We start from the raw sequence: 19,606 nt of genomic DNA on the forward strand, positions 1-19,606 counted from the left end.
AATGAGAGCCAATACTTTGTTTGTCCATGAACCGAATGATTAGGTTATCTCGGTTATATCGCTGAATGGCGACTTCTTAGGTATCCCGTATCTCAGGCAAGAGGAAACTACATTAGGATTAAAGGGTTTTAAGTCCGTAAGGGCTCAGAACCCCGCAATTTTAATCGTGGGAGGTTCAGGAAACTAAGTAATACCTATAATGGAATGATTCATATCGTCAAAGAAACCATTCATCAGTTTCTTTTTGGAGATAGTTTACAGGCAGAACTGTTTCTAGAAGATTTTGCTTTTAATTGGAAAAAGAGTTTGGCTAATAGCAATTGGTTATATAGCTTAAAGGACGGGAATTTAGAAACGATTGTTATCCCCATAGAGACAAATGATTCGTTTACTTTTTAACATATTTCAGATAGAAATCGTCTATCCACTGTTTTATATTTATTGGTGGGACTGTTGAAATACTTTAAAAACAACAAAAGTAAGACATATTGATTTCTTTCTAGGTTACAAGCAGTCTATGTCTACCTGCAACCTTAAATGAATGCTATTTTTTGTTTTTCTAACTGCCAAAAATTATTTTTTTCGTTTAAATTTTGGCAGTTAGATTCATCTAAAGATATACACCTGTAGCAATTAACTCTACAGAGGAACAACAATAGAAGCTGTTTAGACTTACTGCTAAATGTAAGCCAATCATTTCATACCCTCCAATAAGTAGGTGCTTATATCCGTTTTTCTAATTGTTCTAATATTTGAATCAGTGATTTTCTTCGCGTATATTTTTCTTTCAGTTCTTTAATCAGAAGGTGGACGGAGATCATACTATTTGGTAAAGTAGCCATTTTTTCAATGTATAATGCTATCTTCTGATAGTGAGGGCGGGAAGTGGTTGTACGAGCCATTTTACGTAATTCATATTCGTATTTTTGGAGAAGTGCTTCAGGAGTTTGTTCTTTTAACAAGTCAAAATAGCGGTTCGCTTCCGTGAGACCAGGCGTTTCTAAAACATAATCTAGTAATAGGTCATAGCGTTTTTCTTGTAAGTATAATAAGCTAACACCTGCATGGTTGCTTAAGTCTTTAAATAGCTGTTCTTGTATGTTTTCCCACTCCATGGGTGCACAATTTTTTTTCAGTTGATGAATTAAAGTCATATCGACCGTTTCATTTTCGATGAGTAATCGCTTCATTTGATGAATATACTCTTCTTTTCGCCCCAACTTATGGTAAAGATTCTTTAAGGAATATCGATGCAACAATATTAGATGAGGCAAATTGCTGTCCAAGGTGATACTTTCTTTTAAGACTTCTTCTGCTTCTTCATACAATTTTTTTTCTAATAAATAATTGACGTATTGAGTTCTTACTGTAGGAGACTCCCAATCTCCTTCGATATGTTGACGGATCTTTTGTTTTGAATAATTCAAGAGCCTCATTTGCTTGACTGTTAAAAAATGAGTTCTTTTTTTGTTTGATTCAATTTGTTAGATGAATCATTATCCACTGGGGAAGGAATGAGTACGTTACCGTCTTTATCAATATATTTTTTTAGATCTAGTTGTTCATCAGAAAAAATATGGCGCTGAAAAAGTTGTGCTAGCTGTTTGTTTTCTTTCAAAATTACCTTTAAGAAATGACGAATTTGCGATTCATATGCAGAAGAAACTAAATATGTAATGTTATTTATACTTTTATTTTGTAAATATTTATTGTATTCAAATAAAACGGCGACTAAATGCGGGCATTCCTCGTTAGATAGACATGAACAATCGCAAACCATTTTTTCAAAATGACCATTTTTAGTTGTTTCAATGACTATATTATGGCTTTCTTTATCGGAAACGCTTGCCGTTACTAAATTTTTCTTGAATTTAAAATTATTGACTTGTTTTTCTATAAAATAGGAATACCCTCGCTCTATCGTAGCTTCTAAAAAATATTCTTTCCAATCTTTCATTTTTTTTCCTCCTTAACAAAGTATCTACTTAATTATTTTAATGGAAAAATAAAGGAAAGATAGTGTTTTTTATCAATACATAAGTTATTTAATTAGGAAATGGTCTATTTTGTGTTCAACTTTGTTTTTATAAAAATTTTTTTATGATTTCTTGATTATCTGGACGTTTTTCTTTTTCTAATACTGCAATTCTGTGGAGTAATGTGTCTAAAGTGATTTTAGCCATTTCTTCTTCTACTTTTCTTTGGAGTTGAGAATAACTTTCTGTCAATGTTTCTTGAATATTTGCACCAACGATACAATTTGGGTTTGTTTTGGGATCAACTTGGATGAGATTGGTATTTCCTTCGATACTTTGGTAAATGTCAAAAAGAGTAATGTCTTTAGGCTCTTTTGCGAGAGAAGGAGCAGCTTTTCCCATTTTGGTAATGATCAATCCTGATTTTTTTAATTTACTCATGATTTTACGTACATTAGCTGCACTTGTTTCGATACTTTTTGCAATCATTTCACTGGATAATAAATCAGTCTGTTGAAAGATTTCGATATACGCCAAAATATGGATAGCATCGCTAAATTGTAAAGAATATTTCATCTATATCATCCTTTCAGTTGTTCTACTTGACTTATCTTAACATATTCTTTAAGATAATGGTGTAACTTATAAATGTACATGTTGTAGTTTTGATAAAAATTTAACATTTAGAAGAAGGAGTCTTAAAAATGACGTATTTAATTACAGGAGCAACAGGCGGTTTTGGCAATTATGCACGACATGCGTTAAAAGAATTGGTTTCTCATGAAGAGATCTATGTGCTAGCACGTAACGAAGAAAAAGCAAAGGCTCTGAAAGAAGAAGGATGGAATGTTCGCATTGGTGACTATGCGGATCGGTCTTCTATGGAAAAGGCATTAAAAGGAATTGATCGATTATTATTTGTTTCGGGGGCGCCTGGTAATCGTCAAGCTGAACATGAGAATGTTGTAACTGCTGCAAAAGATAATGGCGTTTCTTATATTGCTTATACTAGTTTTGCCGATGCTGACCACTCGACAAGTATATTAGCACCAGATCATCAATTTATGGAGAGAATGATCAAAGAATCAAATATTCCTCATACTTTTTTACGCAATAATTGGTATTTAGAAAATGAACGACCATTAATTGATCTTGCATTAATGAGTGGGCAATTTGTTTATTCAGCAGGAGAAGGTAAAGTTGGTTGGGCATTAAAACGAGAATATGCGGCAGTTGCTGCTAAAGCAGTAGCAGGTGCTGATTTTCCAGAAGTGCTTGAATTATCAGGAAAACCAGTGACTTATGAAGAACTAGCTGAAACGTTGAAGAAAGTGACAGGTAAACAAATTGAAATTATTTCTACAGATGAGCAAGAATTTGTGAAGAACCTTGAAAATGCTGGTTTTCCTGAATCAGGTGCACATATGCTTGCCGCTATACAAAATGATATAAAGAACCATCAATTGGATGTTTCTTCAAAAGACTTTGAAAAAGCTTTAGGCAAACCACTTATTTCTTTATACGAGGGGTTAAAAGAATTATTAAATAAGTAGGAAAAGATTGGTACAGAAGCGATCAGTTCTGAGTAAAATAAGAAGTGATTTTCTAAAATGACTTCCTATATTGCGGAAAGTTTGGGCTTATTGTTGAGGAATAACTACTTGATCACTATTTATCTCGAATACTATGTAGAAGGCTGACACGTACAGACGTATCAGCCTTTTTTGTCTTTATTTTCTCCTTGTAAAAGAAAAGTCATAGATGTTTTTTTTAAGCAATACAAAAAAACACTTACGAGAATATTTTGAATATGTTAGGATGACTTTTGTGAAAAATTAAAAGGAGTGGTATTTTTGCCTACAAATAAAAAAGAAGGAATTATTTTTACAACGTTTATGTGTTTTCCGATGGTCTTAGGAATGAGCGCTTATAATCTATGGCTTCATGACGCATTTCATGTCTCGGATCTAATGATAGGATTGGTTCCAGGATTTATTGTGGCTTTTATTCTCGATGTTTTCGTGGTTGGAGTGATTGCAAAAAAAATTGCATTCAAACTTCCTGTGAATCAAAAAAGTAAATTTCAAATGATTGTAACAATCTCTTGTCTTATGATCTTAGGGATGGTTACTTGTATGTCTTTATTTGGAGTCATTATGGAACAAGGTATACCTGATCATTTACTACCGGTTTATTTAAATGCTTGGAAGATGAACATCCTCGCAGCGTTACCTTTACAATTATTGATTGTGGGACCATTATCTCGATTTGCATTGAGTATGATTCAAAAATAAATAATTTTTTTACACAAAAAGAAACCAATTTCTAAATGAAGTGGATCTGAAAATCTAGACTCTAACTTTGAGGAAATTGTGGAATTATCAAAAAACTAGATTCTTAATTAAGAGAATAAATTGGAACTGTCAAGAAAAACTAGAGAATAAGTGGAAACTCTTTCGGAGTCTCTAGGAGATGGATAGCTAAGAGCAAAATGCAATTGTTTAGTGTATATTAAGTTGCAATATATTTAAATATCTCTCTTTGAGCTTGATCGATGTCTCTGAATGGAGCGTCATTGATTAGCCCTCTTTTTATTGAGGGGACATGGGGCAAAAATAGGGAACATGTTTTTTACTTTGCTGCGCTTGTTTTAGTTATTAGTGCAATTAAAATGGTGTTCCACGTTCATTTTTCATTAAAAAAGGAATGAAAAGAGCCGTTTTTTTTTTCGTCATGATAGTATAAAAGATAAATCGATGAAATCAAAAGGGAGATAAAACATGATTGAGGAATATTTTAAAGAAGTTGGACTTACATTAATTGAACTTCCTATAGACTGGGTTGATGATCGGCCTGTTTATCAGGGCTATTTGAAAGAATTACCCTCCATTAATGCAACCGGTGAATCCAGAAAAATCATGCAACAAAAATTAGCTGGAATGTACCAAGTTTATCGTGAACAGCTACTTGTAGATGCAGAAGAAGAAAAAGAAAAAACAATGAATTTATCTATGGAAGAATTATTGCGTTATTATGACGGCGAGACGTTTGATGGTTTTTCTATTTTTTCTGAAGATGAGGATCAGGAATAATAAAATTGTCCTATTTATCATAATGATAGTCTATCTTTCTTTTTGAAGCACTGATAAAAACCACTATTTGCGAACACATAAAATGATTCGTAAATGGTGGTTTATTTTAGAAAATGAAGGGCTATTTTTTGATGGCTTAATTAAATCTCTTTGTTAAGTTATTTTTATTCAATTGATATTTATAAGTTAAATGGAAGATCCCAGCAATCAATAAAGTGACGGTATAAGCCATGGAGTGTTTAAAGGTTAAATTGTAGTTAATGATCGCAAGAAAACTTAAAGCAATCATGTAACTCACATGTAACCTTTGCACGATTCCTTTTGGTCCGATTTTTTGGAGATAGCCCTGCCATTTTTCTTGTGTAGCATTGAGGTTTCTTTTTTTTAATTGAAAATAAAAAGCTAAAAGCGCAACACCTAAAAAAGCGGCTAAATTTAAAGAGATTAAATAAACAAAGAACATGGTTAAAATTTCAAACATTGGAGAACCTTTCTAACTAGAAAACTTTTCAAATAATAAAGAATAAAGAAAAATTTTGTCATATTTTAATTGTGAAGACTAAAAAATGTTTCGTGTGAAACATTTTATCGGATTTGACCATCTCCGTAAATAATATACTTGGTAGAAGTCAATTCATTCAATCCCATTGGACCTCTTGCATGTAATTTTTGGGTAGAAATACCAATTTCTGCACCGAAACCAAAAACAGCTCCATCTGTGAAGCGAGTAGAGGCGTTCACATAAACAGCAGCAGCATCTACTTCATTTAAAAATCGTTGGCTTGCTTGGTAGCTATCAGTAACAATGGCTTCAGAATGTTTTGTATTGTATTGATTGATATGAGCAATAGCTTCATCTAGCGAATCAACCACTTTTACAGCTAAAATGTAATCTAAATACTCGGTAGTCCAATCTGTTTCTTCTGCAAGAGTAGCCGTTTCTAAGTATGCCATCGCACGTGCATCTGCATGAAGAGTAACGCCTAGATCAACGAGTTCTTTTTCGATAACTGGCAAAAAGAAAGGAGCAATCTCTGAATGGATGAGCAAAGTTTCAGCGGCATTGCAAACAGAAGGACGAGAAGCTTTTGCGTTAACAATAATATTTACAGCCATTGCTAGTTGTGCATCTTTATCTACATAAACATGATTATTACCAGTTCCTGTTTCAATGATGGGCACAGTCGCTTGTTCTTTTACGCGTTGGATTAATTTTGCTCCTCCGCGAGGAATCAAAACATCTAGGTATTCAGTTAATTTCATTAATTCTGTCGCTGTCTCATGAGAAGTATCATCTACAAATTGAATGGCATAAGGCGACAAGCCAGCACTAGTTAATGTTTGTTGAAGCAAATTGACGAGTAGTTGGTTGGAGAAGAATGCTTCTTTTCCTCCTCTAAGAATGACCGCATTTCCTGATTTAAAAGCTAAGCTAGCTGCATCAGTTGTAACATTTGGTCTTGATTCATAAATGATCCCAATCACGCCTAGTGGGACCCGTTTTTTTCCGATGAGTAAACCATCGGTGTTTTTCCACATTTGTTCGACTTTGCCAATTGGGTCATCTAAAAGAGCAATCTTATTTATTTCTTCTGTCATCTCGTGAATGCGTTCTGGAGTCAAACGTAAGCGATCTTGCATGGTTTCATTCATGTTATTTTCGATGGCTTGTTCTAGATCTTTTTGATTAGCTTCCAGTATAGCCTCTTGGTTTTTTTTAATGGTTAATGCCATTTGTTTGAGTAGGTCATTTTTTTGGGTCGTACTCATTAAAGAAAGTGTTTGTGCACTTTGCTTCGCATTTTTTCCAAGTTGGATTAAATCAGTCATGAATGTTCCTCCTTAAATAATGTGCCGATTTCTTTTCCATTTAAAATATCAAAAATGATGGTTGGGTCATTCCCATTTGCTAGGATCATGGTGCTATTGGTTTCAAAGATTCGCAAAGCAGCTTGCAATTTACTATACATACCTCCAGTTCCGAAAGTACTACCTGCTCCGCCAGCTTGTGCCATTAGCATCTCATCAATTACTGTGACTTTTTGGTACATCTTAGCTTTTGGATTGATGGTAGGGTTAGCAGAATAAAATCCATTAATGTCAGATAAAATAATCAATAAATCCGCAGCGATTAAGTTAGTCATGATGGCAGATAATTGATCATTATCACCAAATTTTGTTGAATGGTCAAGTTCATCAATTGCTACTGTGTCATTTTCGTTTACAATCGGTATCGTCCCCATAGCGAGTAATTGTTCAAGTGTATTGATCACGTTTCTTCGACTTTGAGGAAAATCAATGACATCTCTGGTTACCAATATTTGGGCGATTTGTTGATTATATACATTAAATCGTTGATTATAAATGTTCATTAACTCGCCTTGACCGATTGCTGCAATAGCTTGTTGCTCGGGGATAGTAGTTGGACGTTTTGTTTGGTTCATTTTATGCATTCCTACACCGACTGCACCAGATGAGACTAAGATAACTTCTTTTCCGCGATTATGAAGATCGGATAAGACAAAGGCGAGCTGATCAATGGCGGCTAAATTAATATTTCCATTGGGATAGATTAGCGTGCTGGTTCCTACTTTTATAACAATTCGTTTGGCTTTTTTTACTTCTTTTCGCATGTGACACCTCAACTAATAAATAAACGCATTGATTTCGTTCTATTCTACTTGTTTTAGTTAATAAAGTCATGCATAAAATTTAAATTTTTACAGTTCAGCTTTATGTTTCCCATCCTAACATAATTTGATGAAGAATTTTTAAAGACGACCTTTGTGAGCATGAATTATGGTAGAATAAACCTAGTCTATTTTGGGAGGAAATTCGGTGAAAAAAAGAGGATTTGAAGTGATTTCAACATATACACATCAAAATATAAATTTACCCCAACGAGCAACGCATCATGCGGCTGGGTATGATTTTGAAGCAGCGGAGGATATTGTTATTCCCAGTATCTGGAAAGCTGGATTAAAGCAAGGTTTGACTGCTGTGACTGAAGCATTGAAAAATGAGGAAATGAGGGCTGAAGAAAAGAAAATCAAGCCTGTACTTGTTCCAACTGGGATTAAAGCTTATATGGGTGAAGAGGAATTTCTACAGTTAGCCAATCGATCAAGTAATCCCTTAAAACGTTTTTTGGTTTTAAGTAATGGAATCGGTGTAATTGATAGCGATTATTACAATAATGAAGCGAATGAAGGGCACATTATGTTTCAATTTACGAACTTTGGTTTTAAAGATGTACAGATCAAAAAAGGGGAACGAATCGGACAAGGTATTTTCTTACCGTTTTTAAAAGCTGATCAAGATCAAACAGCGAAAGAACGTATAGGTGGCTTTGGTTCGTCAAATTCCTAATAGTTTAAGTTTCATTTAACTTAACAATAATAATTTAAAGGAGGCGAGACAATGGCAAAAAAAGCGAAAGTCCAATTTGTCTGCCAAAATTGTGGCTATGTTTCGCCTAAATTTTTAGGTCGTTGTCCAAATTGTGGGAAATGGAACACGATGGTAGAAGAGATCGAACCAGATACGAATGACCGCAGAACGAGAACGAGTTTAACAGGAGAAAAAGCGAAACCCACGAAAATTGCAGAAGTTATCCCCAAAAAAGAACCACGGGTGAAAACAAAATTAGCTGAATTGAATCGAGTATTAGGCGGAGGAGTAGTCCCCGGTTCGATGATTTTGATTGGTGGAGACCCAGGAATCGGTAAATCAACACTCCTTTTACAAGTTTCGCAACAATTAGCTGAAATTGGTGGGAAAGTCTTATACGTTTCTGGAGAAGAAAGTGCGGAACAAATCAAATTACGTGCAGAACGCTTAGGATCAATTAATACAGAATTTTATTTATACGCTGAGACAGACATGAATGAAATTAGTCGTGCAATTGAACAGATTTCTCCTGATTATGTTATTATTGACTCCATTCAAACAATGACACAACCCGATATTACTAGTGTAGCAGGTAGCGTCAGTCAGGTGAGAGAAACAACTGCTGAGTTATTAAAAATCGCTAAAACAAATGGTATCGCAATTTTTATCGTGGGACATGTGACGAAAGAAGGGTCAATTGCAGGACCACGTATGCTTGAACATATGGTTGATACGGTGTTGTATTTTGAAGGCGAACAGCACCATAGCTTCCGCATTTTAAGAGCGGTAAAAAATCGCTTTGGTTCTACAAATGAAATTGGTATTTTTGAGATGCACGAACATGGTTTAGAAGAGGTAGCTAATCCTTCGCAAATTTTTCTGGAAGAACGATTAGATGGAGCTACTGGTTCTGCAATTGTTGTAGCAATGGAAGGCACTCGTCCGATTTTAGTAGAAATTCAGGCTCTTGTGACGCCAACTATGTTTGGAAATGCGAAACGAACAACTACAGGCTTAGATTTTAATCGTGTGTCGTTGATCATGGCTGTATTAGAAAAACGAGCAGGATTACTCTTACAAAATCAAGATGCTTACTTAAAAGCGGCTGGTGGGGTAAAATTAAATGAACCAGCAATTGATTTAGCAATTGCGATCAGTATTGCTTCAAGCTATAAAGAAAAAGGAACACAACCGACTGAATGTTTTATTGGTGAAATCGGCTTAACAGGTGAAATTAGACGTGTTAGCCATATTGAACAACGAGTGAAGGAAGTGCAAAAACTTGGTTTTACAAAAGTATATCTTCCAAAAAATAATTTAGGCGGATGGGCTCCTCCTCAAGGGATTGAAGTAGTTGGTGTAGCCACCTTAGCTGAAACTTTAAAGCGAGTTTTTCGTTAAAAAATAAAGAAATGGAGGAAAGAGTATGCAAAAACGTGTCATTACCTTGTTAATGATCATTATCGGTGCCAGCCTAGGGATTTCTTTTTTGCCTACAGCTTGGCAGACAATTGGTCAGCAATCCAATGGATGGCTGAATAATACATTTACCAATAGCTTGTTTGGTGCACTTATTTTCTTTTTATTGTCTTTGCTATTGGCAAAACATATTTCAGCTGTTATCAAACAAATTGAAGAAAAATTAAGTGAGGTTAGCTTAACTTACCTATTGTTTGGTGCAGTCGGAGGAATTATTGGATTGACATTAGGAGTTGTTATTTCCACACCATTATATAATTTAAAAATTCCTTTTGTGAATAGTGTACTGCCCATTTTATTGATGGTTATCTTAGGATATCTAGGATTGAGGATGGGAACAACCCGCATTGAAGAATGGAAACGAATTTTCGGTTCAAGAAATAAAAAAGTCGAACAAGAAACGCCGAGCCAAATTGAGAGCCAATTACTTGAACGTAAACTTGGTGAAAATTTTCATAAATATAAGATTTTAGACACAAGCGTTATTATTGATGGACGAATTTATGACATCACAAAAACTGGATTTTTAGAAGGAACCTTGATGATTCCTAATTTTGTTCTTTATGAATTGCAATATATTGCTGATTCAGGTGATAGTCTCAAAAGAGTACGTGGACGTCGTGGGCTAGATATTTTAAATGCTTTGCAAAAAGAAGAAGGGATATCTGTCGAGATGTACGATGGTGATTTTGAAGATATCACCGAAGTGGATAGCAAATTAATCAAGTTAGCGAAACTTTTAGATGGCGTAATTGTTACAAACGATTACAATTTAAATAAAGTCTCAGAGTTTCAAAATGTTCCGGTGCTAAACATTAATGCATTAGCAAATGCGGTGAAACCTGTTGTTATTCCAGGAGAAAATATGAATGTCTTAGTAGTAAAAGCAGGGACAGAGCGCCAACAAGGGGTGGCTTATTTAGATGATGGTACCATGGTGGTCGTTGAAGATGGGCAACATTATATGAATGAACGCATTGAAGTTGTAGTAACAAGTGCCTTACAAACGGCTGCTGGTCGAATGATATTTGCAAAACCAGCACATGCCGGACGTGGAATCGACAATAAAAAAGAAACGGAAAAAAACAAATAAATCAAAATAAAGCATAAAAATAGCCAACTGTTGAGGAAATTCAACCAGTTGGCTTTACTATTTGTCCTATTAAAGGTAAAATTTGTGCTGAGTGGCTTTACTATTTGATTAAAAAGCCAAAAAGAAATATGGTCATGCGAAACAAAGCAACATTTTTTCGCAATGTTTCGTTTGTTGAATATCAAAATCACTTGTTCCATATCTCTTAAAGTCTAGTTTGAAGGAAGAGGAAGAAAATGACGAAAGTACGCGTACGCTATGCACCAAGTCCAACTGGGCACTTACATATTGGGAATGCTCGAACGGCATTATTCAATTATTTATTTGCTCGCCATAATGATGGAGACTTTATTATTCGTATTGAGGATACAGACCAAAAACGAAACATTGAAGATGGTGAAAAAAGCCAATTAGAAAACTTGGCTTGGTTAGGTATCGATTGGGATGAATCTCCTGAAAATCCTGGAGAATATGGTCCTTATCGTCAATCTGAAAGAAAAGAAATTTATCAGCCTTTGATTGATCAATTACTTGCAAGCAATCGGGCATACAAATGCTACTGTACAGAAGAAGAATTAGAAGCAACACGAGAAGAACAACGTGCACGTGGAGAAATGCCTCATTATGCGGGCACATGTGCGAATTTGACGCCAGAAGAACAAGCAGCAAAAGAAGCGCAAGGATTAGAACCTGTGATTCGTTTCCGTGTCCCACGTAACACCGAATATACCTTTAAAGACATGGTAAAAGGGGATATTTCTTTTGAGTCAGATAATATCGGTGGCGATTATGTAATTCAAAAACGTGATGGTATGCCAACTTATAACTTCGCAGTAGCGGTTGATGATCACTTGATGAAAATTACACACGTTTTACGTGGAGATGACCATATTGCCAATACACCAAAACAGTTGATGATCTATGAGGCTTTTGGCTGGACGGCTCCAACATTTGGACACATGACGTTGATTATCAATACTGAAACAGGCAAAAAATTGAGTAAACGTGACGAATCAATTCTTCAGTTTATTGAACAATACCGTGAACTTGGTTATTTGCCAGAAGCGATGTTTAACTTTATTGCTTTATTAGGTTGGTCACCAGTTGGCGAAGAAGAAATTTTTAGTCAAGAAGAATTAATAAAAATGTTTGATCCAAATCGATTGAGTAAATCACCTGCGGCTTTTGATGCAAAAAAATTGCAATGGGTAAATAATCATTATATAAAAGAAATGGATCTTGATAAACTCACAGACATGAGCTTGCCTTATTTGATTGCTGATGGACGAGTACCAGAAAATCCTGATGAAAAAACAATTGAATGGGTAAAGCGAATCATTCGCCTTTATCAACCTCAAATGAGTTATGCAGCTGAAATCGTGGATGTCTCTTCATTGTTTTTCAATGAACATCCTGTATTAGATGAGGCGGCTAAAGAAGTCTTAGCTGGAGAAACAGTTCCGACTGTCTTGACTGCTTTTAAAGCACAACTAGAACAAATGGAAGTCGTTGATGCGCCAACAGTGAAAGCAGCTATTAAAGCTGTTCAAAAAGAAACAGGCGTAAAAGGGAAAAACCTTTTCATGCCGATCCGAGTAGCTGTTTCAGGTCAAATGCACGGTCCGGAATTACCAGAAACGATCGAACTACTTGGCTGTGAAAAATCATTAGCGCATTTAAATCAAATAATAAACGAAACACGATGAACAGAAAGAAGTAAGGAATGGTTGACTTTAAGAGAAGCGACGGTTGGTGAAAGTCGCTAGTCAACGTTCACTGAAATGCCTCTGGGAGTGGTCTCGGCGAGTGAAGTTGAAGAAGTCGTTCTTTTTTACTTCAGGTAGCCGAGGACGTCAAAGCATGCGTTAACAGCTAGAGGTAATCATGTGCGATTATAAATAAAAGTGGAACCACGCCAATTAGCGTCTTTTAATAAGGGAACTTATTAAAGACGCTTATTTGTTTATAAAATCGATACATAAATCAAGGAAAGAAAGGGGTGGCGTTGATGGGCTGGATGACTCGAGCAATAGACGCAGCTAAAAGGAATGATCCAGCGGCACGTTCAACTTTAGAAATTGTTTTGACCTATCCAGGTTTTCACGCCTTGTTTTGGCATCGAATATCTCATTACTTATATAAACATCAATTTTATTTGTTAGCGAAAATCAATGCCCAATTTTGGCGATTTATAACGGGAATAGAAATACACCCAGGTGCGAAGATCGGGCAAGGAGTATTTATCGATCATGGGATGGGAATTGTGATTGGTGAAACAGCAGAAGTAGCAGACGATGTGATTCTTTTTCATGGTGTGACTCTAGGTGGTACCGGAAAGGAAACAGGGAAACGTCATCCAACGGTGAAACAAGGTGCCAAGATTTTTGCAAATGCCCAAATCTTGGGCCCAATTACGATTGGTGTAAATACTAAAATTGGCGCAGGAGCGGTTGTTTTAAAAGATATTCCAGATCATGCGACAGCGGTAGGAGTACCTGCAAAAGTGGTACGTATAAATGGTGAAAAAGTGAGGAGCTCAGAATGATAAAAATTTATAACACACTAACAAGAGAAAAAGAACAATTTATTCCGATCAAAGAAGGGCAAGTTGGCATGTATGTTTGTGGGCCAACCGTTTACAACTATATTCATATTGGGAATGCACGTAGTACCATTGCATTTGATACGATTCGACGCTATTTTGAATATCGAGGCTATCAGGTGAATTATGTGTCTAATTTTACGGATGTTGATGATAAAATCATTCGTGCTGCTAATGAATTAGGAGTGACAGCACCAGAAGTAGCCGATCGTTTTATTCAAGCATTTGAAGAAGATACGAAGGCATTGAATGTCGAACCGGCTACAGCACATCCTCGTGTTATGGACCATATGACTGATATTATTTCATTTATTCAAGTGTTGATAGAAAAAGGGTACGGGTACGAAGCCAATGGCGATGTGTATTACCGTACACGAAAATTCAAATCCTATGGGCAGTTAAGCGACCAGTCTATTGATGAATTAGAAGTAGGTGCCAGTCAACGGACAGGTGAAGAACAAAATCAAAAAGAGGATCCTCTTGATTTTGCTTTATGGAAAAAAGCGAAAGTAGGCGAGATTTCGTGGGATTCACCATGGGGAAAAGGGCGACCAGGTTGGCATATTGAATGCTCGGTTATGGCAACCAAACATTTAGGGGAGACCATCGATATTCATGGCGGCGGACAAGATTTAGAATTTCCTCATCATGAAAATGAAATTGCGCAAAGCGAAGCGAAAACAGGAAAGAAATTTGCGAATTATTGGATGCACAATGGGTATGTGACGATTGGAGAAGAAGACCAAAAGATGAGCAAATCACTTGGAAACTTCATTACGGTTCATGAAATGATCCAAACCGTTGATCCACAAGTCCTACGTTTCTTTATGGCAACTACGCAATATCGACGTCCCATCCGTTACAGTGAAACAACGATGAAAGAAGCAGCGACAAACTTACAACGTTTAAAAAATACATTTGAAAACCTAAAATTCCGACTTGATATAGCTGAGGAAGACTTAGATACAGATGCCACCTTTTTAGCAGAGCTTGACCAGATGAAGCAGCGTTTCATTGAAGAAATGGATGATGATTTTAATGCCGCAAACGGAATTACGGTTGTTTATGAATTAGCAAAATGGTTGAATACTTATTTGGAAAACACGACAGTCTCACGTACTGTGTTAACAAAAGGGGAAGAGCTATTTACTCAATGGTTATCCATTTTTGGTATTTTATTTACAGCGGATGAGTTGCTGGACGAAGATATTGAACAGCTAATTGAAGAACGGACACAAGCAAGAAAAAATCGTGATTTTGTACGTAGTGATGAAATTCGTGATTTATTAAAAGAAAAGGGTATCTTGCTTGATGATACACCGCAAGGCACTCGTTGGAGAAGAGAAGCATGAAAGATTATACGCAATTAAATGGTTTGGCCTTAGCTTATGTAGGAGATGCAATCTATGAGATCTATATCCGTGATTATTTGATTGAACAAGGAGAAACGAAACCCAATAAATTACATCGAGCAGCCACGAATTATGTCTCAGCCAATGCGCAAGCTTATTTGATCCAGAGAATGTTAAAAGATAATCTATTGACGGATGATGAAGAAAACTTCTATCGTCGTGGTCGAAATGCCAAAAGTCATACCAGTGCAAAAAATGCAGATGTTACGACCTATCGTATTGCTACAGGGTTTGAATCATTGATGGGCTACCTACATCTGACGAAGCAAACAGCAAGATTGGAAGAATTAATTGATTGGTGTATCCAGAAAGTCGGTGAAAAAAATGGTTAGAGAAAAAAAAGAGCGACACGATAACAAACACTCAAAAAAAATAAAGTTACAGTCTACTTCTGCCCATAAACAGCGAAAGAACGTGGTGTCAACCTATGAATCTTCTACCTCATCAAAAGAAGAAACAGTAGAAGATAATTTTGTTTTTGGTCATCATGCAGCAGTTGAAGCTTTACAAAAAGGTAGAGGGAATAAGTTGTTTTTGCAAGAAGACGCTCGCGGTGAAAAAGTAGAAGAGTTGAAGACACATGCAAGGGAACAAGCGGTGCCAGTTAAATGGGTACCTAAGCAAAAATTAGATACATTGAGTGATCATGGGGTGCATCAAGGGGTTGTTTTAGCAATTACACCTTATGAATATCTATCCTTAGACCAACTACTTGTTCAGACAAGAGAAAAAACACAAGAACCTTTCTTTTTGATTTTAGATAGCATTGAAGATCCTCACAATTTTGGATCTATTTTGCGAACGGCAGATGCAAGTGGCGTGGATGGCGTGATTATTCCTAAGCATCGAGCAGTAGGTATTACGCCGATTGTCACTAAAACCTCAACAGGAGCAGTTGAGCATGTACCAGTTGCTCGTGTAACCAATCTTATTCAAGCCGTTCAACAACTGAAAACAGCAGGTTTTTGGGTTTTTGGAACAGATATGAATGGCACAAATTTCCAAAAATGGAATGCTAAAGGCTCCATTGCGTTGGTCATTGGAAATGAAGGGCGAGGTATGAGCCAAGGACTAAAAAAAGAAATGGACGAACTTTTGACCATTCCTATGGTTGGGCACGTGCAAAGTCTTAACGCCAGTGTTGCTGCTGGGCTTTTGATGTATCAAGCTTTCTCTCAACGACAAGGAGAGTGAGCCAATGAAAAAACAGCTACTAATTGTTGATGGGTATAATATGATTGGTTCCTGGCCAGAACTTGTTTTATTGAAAAAACAAGAGAAAATGTCTGATGCCAGAGAGTCCTTACTCCATCGTTTATCTAATTATGCGAAATATGAAGGCATTGAAGTGATTGTGGTATTTGATGCACAATTAGTTCCGGGGATTCAGCAAAACTATAAAAAGTATCAATTAGAAGTAGTATTTACCAAAGAAGATGAAACAGCAGATAGTTATATTGAACGAATTGCTGGGCAACTAAATGATCGATTGACCCAGGTAACCGTTGCAACCAGTGATTTAGCGGAGCAGTGGATGGTTTTTTCACAAGGTGCATTACGAACGTCTGCATATGAACTATACAAAGCGATTCAAAAAACAGAGAAGAACATAGCACAAGATAATATAAATATGCGATTTGTTGATTTTCGACGCAATTCTCCTTGGAACAAAGAACAATTAGAAAAATTGTCCCAAAAGTTAGACGATTTAATGCGAAAAGATTGATAACACCTTTTTATCGTTAGTAAATAGAATGTTTGATGATAAGATTCCTCCATAATCGAAAGATATGGAGGAATTATTTTATGTCTGAGGAGTTATTGCATGCCGCACGTAACGGTGATGAAGAAGCATTTGCTGCCCTGTATCAAAAATATTTTCCACTTTTGTTACGTTTAAAAAATATGTATTACTTAAGAAATTATGTCTATGAAGATTGGGAACAAGAAGCAAGAATCGCCCTGTATCAAGCTTTAAAAACTTATGAAAATAACAAAGGAGTTAGTTTTGGCAGTTATTATAAAAGTATTATCAGCAATCAGATCTATTCACTATTAAGAAAACAAAATGCATTAAAACGTAGAGACCAAAAAGATGAATTGTCAATCGAACAAAAAATTGAAACCGAAGGACCTGATTTTTTAGCAGAAATCACTACCCAAGAACCGCTAGCAATGCAGCGCCTTTTACTAAACGAGGCCATAGAAGATTGTGATATCAAGTTTTCAAAAAAAGAAGCAAAGATATTTTATTACTACATGCAGGGGGCAGATTTTGCGAGTATGGCAGAAGAACTTTCCATGGATATCAAACAGGTAAAAAGTGCTTATAGTCGTGTAAAATTTAAAATAAAACAACACTTGAAAAACTATAATGAGGAATAATTTATAAAATTATTAGTGTTTTTCTTAGTTATTTTTATTGCATTTCTTTTTTCTCTGTGGTAAACTTGAAAATTTCAAAAAAGTATGGTATATTAACTAATGAGGTGAATTGTATGCCAACAACTTTAGCTACAATCAAAAAAGATTTAGAAGGTCGTATCGGCAGCCCAATCATGCTGGTTGCTCAGACAGGAAGAAAGCGTCAAACAGAACGCCGAGGCGTTTTAACAGAAACCTATTCTTCAGTATTTGTTGTTGATTTGGATCCTGAAGAAAATTCTTTTGAACGAGTATCTTACAGCTATTCAGATGTACTTACTCGTACCGTTGAGATTGAATTTTTAACTGAAGCAGTTTAAAAAGCAAGCGAGCCTATTTTTTATAAGGTTCGTTTGCTTTTTTGTTTTGAAATCGGTATGCTGTTAAAAAAGAGCAATTGGGAGGGTATTTTCAATGGAACATTATGTAAAAAAATTTGCAGATTTAACCACTCAAGAATTTTACGAAATTGTAAAAGAACGGATTGCCGTTTTTGTAGTCGAGCAAAATTGTCCTTACCAAGAAGTAGATGACGTTGATGCACAATCTTGGCACACTTACTTCAAAGATGAAGAGGGGAATGTGGCAGCTTATACACGTATTTATGAAGAAGCTGGAACGATCCATTTTGGTCGTGTGTTGGTAAATAAAGACCACCGAAAAGAAGGGCTAGGCAGAAAAATCGTTCAACGTACGATTGACGTCATTGAAGCCAACTATCCTGCAATGCCTATCGTTATTGGTGCACAAGTCTATCTTCAATCTTTTTATGAATCGTTTGGGTTTAAAGCAATTTCAGATGTTTATTTAGAAGATGACATCCCTCATATTGATATGAAAAGAGCCTAGTTTGGTCCTCATTTTTTCTTGTTAATGAAAAAAGTAGTTCAACAGTACCTTTATTTTTTTGTAAACTTAAGCTAGTTGGATTGCAGGAGTAATTTTTGGGGCTATTGGAGGAGCAAATGCCTATTTTGCAAGTTTTGCTAAGACTTGTAGAGATCAAATTGATAGTCATGGCAATACTGGAACTGCGCGTATGACACTGACTGAAGCGAGATGGTCGGCAAATTATGATAATCGTTGGTAGTAAAGGAATTTGAAAATGAACAAATGAGGCTTTTTTAACAGTAAAGTCTCGTTTGTTTTTCTAATTTTTATTGGAGGTGATCACTATGGATAAAGAAGCAAAAAAAGTATTGCTATAAAAGTCATTCAGCTTTTGATTTATGGTATTTCCATAACAGGAGCGCTTTTGGATAAAGGAGCTTCAGTAAACTGGCCTTTTTATCTCTTATTAATAGGTATATTAATCGCATATTTTATTCCACTTAAATACCGTTCTAGTTTTTATTCTACTCATCCTGGCATTATTTTGAAAAATCATACGAGAAGATTAGAAAATATCATTGAAATGTTACTTACTTGTATCGTTATCTTCCTAGTTATCTTTCTAAATATGTCATAGAATAAATAGAAGTAGCAACAAATGGTGAAAATAAAACAAAAAACGCGCAGTCCTCAGACCAAAGAGGGGCTCTCATAGACATAACAAGCCGAAGAATCTGAAAAATAGAAAAAGCTATTTTCGGATTCCTCGGCTTATTTCCCAGTTCCATATTCTTTTCTCAAACTTGGACTGTTTTATTTTTTTGTTGGATCAACCGTGGCTTGTGTTGTCGGACGTCCATTATTTTCTGCTGTTTGTTGTGCAAGAAGATCACGAATATCACTAAGATAATCTTCTGCAGTCGGTGTGGCAATCGTTTCTTCTTCTTTAGTGGAGCGCAATTTTTTCGCATGATTGGCTGCTTTCACAACTAAGAACAATACAAAACCAGTAATGATAAATGTAATGATTGCACTAATTACATCTCCAAAAGCAAAAGTGACTCCTTTTGTAGGAGACCAATCCAAAATCGAAAGCGCACCTTCTAAATCAGAAGTGCCAGTAATCATAGCAACAATCCAGCCAACAAGTGGGGTAATCAAACCTTGAACGACTTGGTTAACAATACTTGTAAAGGCACTACCAATAACGACACCCACAGCTAAATCTAATACGTCTCCACGCATGATAAACTCTTTAAACTCTTTAATCATTTTTTTCCTCCTCTCTTTTATCAATAGTATAACGA

The 19,606-nt window shown here is 35.8% G+C and carries 22 protein-coding genes and 1 other annotated feature; of the genes, 15 read left to right on the forward strand and 7 right to left on the reverse strand.

All coding sequences use genetic code 11. The features are described 5' to 3' along the window. Positions 1-722 precede the first annotated feature (722 nt). From EVI01_RS14020 to EVI01_RS03970, 3 genes are all read right to left on the reverse strand, one after another. Entirely contained in the window at positions 723-1,427 is a 705-nt protein-coding gene (locus EVI01_RS14020; RefSeq protein WP_051093413.1) for a hypothetical protein, read from the reverse strand. Between the two features lie 20 nt (positions 1,428-1,447). Then, positions 1,448-1,957 carry an SWIM zinc finger family protein gene (locus tag EVI01_RS14025; RefSeq protein ID WP_010750115.1) on the reverse strand — a complete coding sequence of 170 codons (510 nt, stop codon included), beginning with the start codon at positions 1,955-1,957 and terminating at the stop codon, positions 1,448-1,450. Between the two features lie 127 nt (positions 1,958-2,084). After that, complete coding sequence (locus EVI01_RS03970) at positions 2,085-2,552, reverse strand: Rrf2 family transcriptional regulator (protein WP_010750116.1); 468 nt, start codon at positions 2,550-2,552, stop codon at positions 2,085-2,087. A gap of 128 nt (positions 2,553-2,680) precedes the next feature. Between EVI01_RS03970 and EVI01_RS03975 the strand changes: the two genes are divergently transcribed. The 3 genes from EVI01_RS03975 (at position 2,681) to EVI01_RS03985 (ending at position 5,068) form a co-directional block, all read left to right on the forward strand. Further along, a complete protein-coding gene (locus EVI01_RS03975) occupies positions 2,681-3,529 on the forward strand; it encodes an SDR family oxidoreductase (protein ID WP_010750117.1) in 849 nt (282 codons plus the stop codon). Between the two features lie 300 nt (positions 3,530-3,829). After that, positions 3,830-4,270, forward strand: a complete 441-nt coding sequence (locus EVI01_RS03980) for a DUF2798 domain-containing protein (RefSeq protein ID WP_010750118.1) — start codon at positions 3,830-3,832, stop codon at positions 4,268-4,270. A 486-nt stretch (positions 4,271-4,756) separates the two neighbouring features. Beyond that, the gene (locus EVI01_RS03985; RefSeq protein WP_010750119.1) at positions 4,757-5,068 is read left to right on the forward strand and encodes a hypothetical protein; all 312 of its coding nucleotides are present in this window, start codon (positions 4,757-4,759) and stop codon (positions 5,066-5,068) included. Positions 5,069-5,204: 136 nt separating this feature from the next. On the opposite strand, the gene EVI01_RS03990 is transcribed toward EVI01_RS03985, so the two are convergent. The 3 genes from EVI01_RS03990 to proB form a co-directional block, all read right to left on the reverse strand. Then, positions 5,205-5,549 (reverse strand): hypothetical protein, encoded by a 345-nt coding sequence (locus EVI01_RS03990; RefSeq protein WP_010750120.1) that lies wholly within the window; start codon positions 5,547-5,549, stop codon positions 5,205-5,207. A gap of 104 nt (positions 5,550-5,653) precedes the next feature. After that, complete coding sequence (locus tag EVI01_RS03995) at positions 5,654-6,898, reverse strand: glutamate-5-semialdehyde dehydrogenase (protein ID WP_010750121.1); 1,245 nt, start codon at positions 6,896-6,898, stop codon at positions 5,654-5,656. After that, complete coding sequence (gene proB, locus EVI01_RS04000; protein ID WP_010750122.1) at positions 6,895-7,701, reverse strand: glutamate 5-kinase; 807 nt, start codon at positions 7,699-7,701, stop codon at positions 6,895-6,897. Before proB ends, EVI01_RS03995 begins: the two co-directional genes overlap by 4 nt. A 205-nt stretch (positions 7,702-7,906) precedes the next feature. On the opposite strand from proB, the gene EVI01_RS04005 reads away from it, so the two are divergent. From EVI01_RS04005 to EVI01_RS04060, 12 genes are all read left to right on the forward strand, one after another. After that, positions 7,907-8,437 carry a dCTP deaminase/dUTPase family protein gene (locus EVI01_RS04005; RefSeq protein ID WP_010750123.1) on the forward strand — a complete coding sequence of 177 codons (531 nt, stop codon included), beginning with the start codon at positions 7,907-7,909 and terminating at the stop codon, positions 8,435-8,437. A gap of 51 nt (positions 8,438-8,488) precedes the next feature. Continuing rightward, entirely contained in the window at positions 8,489-9,859 is a 1,371-nt protein-coding gene (radA, locus tag EVI01_RS04010) for a DNA repair protein RadA (RefSeq protein WP_010750124.1), read from the forward strand. A gap of 25 nt (positions 9,860-9,884) precedes the next feature. Then, positions 9,885-11,030, forward strand: coding sequence for a PIN/TRAM domain-containing protein (locus tag EVI01_RS04015; protein WP_010750125.1), 1,146 nt, complete (start codon positions 9,885-9,887; stop codon positions 11,028-11,030). A gap of 236 nt (positions 11,031-11,266) precedes the next feature. Continuing rightward, positions 11,267-12,736 (forward strand): glutamate--tRNA ligase, encoded by a 1,470-nt coding sequence (gene gltX, locus EVI01_RS04020; protein ID WP_010750126.1) that lies wholly within the window; start codon positions 11,267-11,269, stop codon positions 12,734-12,736. Next, positions 12,724-12,963, forward strand: a binding site (T-box leader). It overlaps the preceding gene by 13 nt. A 75-nt stretch (positions 12,964-13,038) precedes the next feature. After that, positions 13,039-13,575, forward strand: coding sequence for a serine O-acetyltransferase EpsC (epsC, locus tag EVI01_RS04025; RefSeq protein WP_010750127.1), 537 nt, complete (start codon positions 13,039-13,041; stop codon positions 13,573-13,575). Beyond that, on the forward strand, positions 13,572-14,984 hold the full coding sequence (gene cysS / locus EVI01_RS04030; RefSeq protein ID WP_010750128.1) for a cysteine--tRNA ligase: 1,413 nt from the start codon (positions 13,572-13,574) through the stop codon (positions 14,982-14,984). Before epsC ends, cysS begins: the two co-directional genes overlap by 4 nt. Then, entirely contained in the window at positions 14,981-15,376 is a 396-nt protein-coding gene (locus EVI01_RS04035; RefSeq protein ID WP_010750129.1) for a Mini-ribonuclease 3, read from the forward strand. Before cysS ends, EVI01_RS04035 begins: the two co-directional genes overlap by 4 nt. After that, positions 15,369-16,238: a 23S rRNA (guanosine(2251)-2'-O)-methyltransferase RlmB gene (gene rlmB / locus EVI01_RS04040; protein WP_025480577.1), complete on the forward strand. Its 870-nt coding sequence runs from the start codon at positions 15,369-15,371 to the stop codon at positions 16,236-16,238. The genes EVI01_RS04035 and rlmB overlap by 8 nt, the downstream gene beginning before the upstream one ends. Before the next feature lie 4 nt (positions 16,239-16,242). Then, the gene (locus EVI01_RS04045) at positions 16,243-16,770 is read left to right on the forward strand and encodes an NYN domain-containing protein (protein WP_010750131.1); all 528 of its coding nucleotides are present in this window, start codon (positions 16,243-16,245) and stop codon (positions 16,768-16,770) included. 80 nt (positions 16,771-16,850) lie between these two features. Beyond that, positions 16,851-17,429 (forward strand): sigma-70 family RNA polymerase sigma factor, encoded by a 579-nt coding sequence (locus tag EVI01_RS04050; protein ID WP_010750132.1) that lies wholly within the window; start codon positions 16,851-16,853, stop codon positions 17,427-17,429. A gap of 113 nt (positions 17,430-17,542) precedes the next feature. Next, a complete protein-coding gene (locus EVI01_RS04055; protein WP_010750133.1) occupies positions 17,543-17,788 on the forward strand; it encodes a Veg family protein in 246 nt (81 codons plus the stop codon). A 94-nt stretch (positions 17,789-17,882) separates the two neighbouring features. Beyond that, entirely contained in the window at positions 17,883-18,317 is a 435-nt protein-coding gene (locus EVI01_RS04060; RefSeq protein ID WP_010750134.1) for a GNAT family N-acetyltransferase, read from the forward strand. A 795-nt stretch (positions 18,318-19,112) separates the two neighbouring features. Here the strand turns inward: EVI01_RS04060 and mscL are convergent. Further along, positions 19,113-19,571, reverse strand: a complete 459-nt coding sequence (gene mscL / locus EVI01_RS04070) for a large conductance mechanosensitive channel protein MscL (RefSeq protein ID WP_010750135.1) — start codon at positions 19,569-19,571, stop codon at positions 19,113-19,115. Between the last annotated feature and the right edge of the window lie 35 nt (positions 19,572-19,606).

Source organism: Enterococcus villorum, from assembly GCF_007990225.1.
Taxonomy (GTDB): domain Bacteria; phylum Bacillota; class Bacilli; order Lactobacillales; family Enterococcaceae; genus Enterococcus_B; species Enterococcus_B villorum.

Coding starts and splice junctions, on each gene's coding strand:
- EVI01_RS14025 (WP_010750115.1), bottom strand. CDS start 1,957: ATGAAAGATTGGAAAGAATATTTTTTAGAAGCTACGATAGAGCGAGGG.
- EVI01_RS03970 (WP_010750116.1), bottom strand. CDS start 2,552: ATGAAATATTCTTTACAATTTAGCGATGCTATCCATATTTTGGCGTAT.
- EVI01_RS03975 (WP_010750117.1), top strand. CDS start 2,681: ATGACGTATTTAATTACAGGAGCAACAGGCGGTTTTGGCAATTATGCA.
- EVI01_RS03985 (WP_010750119.1), top strand. CDS start 4,757: ATGATTGAGGAATATTTTAAAGAAGTTGGACTTACATTAATTGAACTT.
- EVI01_RS03990 (WP_010750120.1), bottom strand. CDS start 5,549: ATGTTTGAAATTTTAACCATGTTCTTTGTTTATTTAATCTCTTTAAAT.
- EVI01_RS03995 (WP_010750121.1), bottom strand. CDS start 6,898: ATGACTGATTTAATCCAACTTGGAAAAAATGCGAAGCAAAGTGCACAA.
- proB (WP_010750122.1), bottom strand. CDS start 7,701: ATGCGAAAAGAAGTAAAAAAAGCCAAACGAATTGTTATAAAAGTAGGA.
- radA (WP_010750124.1), top strand. CDS start 8,489: ATGGCAAAAAAAGCGAAAGTCCAATTTGTCTGCCAAAATTGTGGCTAT.
- EVI01_RS04015 (WP_010750125.1), top strand. CDS start 9,885: ATGCAAAAACGTGTCATTACCTTGTTAATGATCATTATCGGTGCCAGC.
- gltX (WP_010750126.1), top strand. CDS start 11,267: ATGACGAAAGTACGCGTACGCTATGCACCAAGTCCAACTGGGCACTTA.
- epsC (WP_010750127.1), top strand. CDS start 13,039: ATGGGCTGGATGACTCGAGCAATAGACGCAGCTAAAAGGAATGATCCA.
- cysS (WP_010750128.1), top strand. CDS start 13,572: ATGATAAAAATTTATAACACACTAACAAGAGAAAAAGAACAATTTATT.
- EVI01_RS04035 (WP_010750129.1), top strand. CDS start 14,981: ATGAAAGATTATACGCAATTAAATGGTTTGGCCTTAGCTTATGTAGGA.
- rlmB (WP_025480577.1), top strand. CDS start 15,369: ATGGTTAGAGAAAAAAAAGAGCGACACGATAACAAACACTCAAAAAAA.
- EVI01_RS04045 (WP_010750131.1), top strand. CDS start 16,243: ATGAAAAAACAGCTACTAATTGTTGATGGGTATAATATGATTGGTTCC.
- EVI01_RS04050 (WP_010750132.1), top strand. CDS start 16,851: ATGTCTGAGGAGTTATTGCATGCCGCACGTAACGGTGATGAAGAAGCA.
- EVI01_RS04055 (WP_010750133.1), top strand. CDS start 17,543: ATGCCAACAACTTTAGCTACAATCAAAAAAGATTTAGAAGGTCGTATC.
- EVI01_RS04060 (WP_010750134.1), top strand. CDS start 17,883: ATGGAACATTATGTAAAAAAATTTGCAGATTTAACCACTCAAGAATTT.
- mscL (WP_010750135.1), bottom strand. CDS start 19,571: ATGATTAAAGAGTTTAAAGAGTTTATCATGCGTGGAGACGTATTAGAT.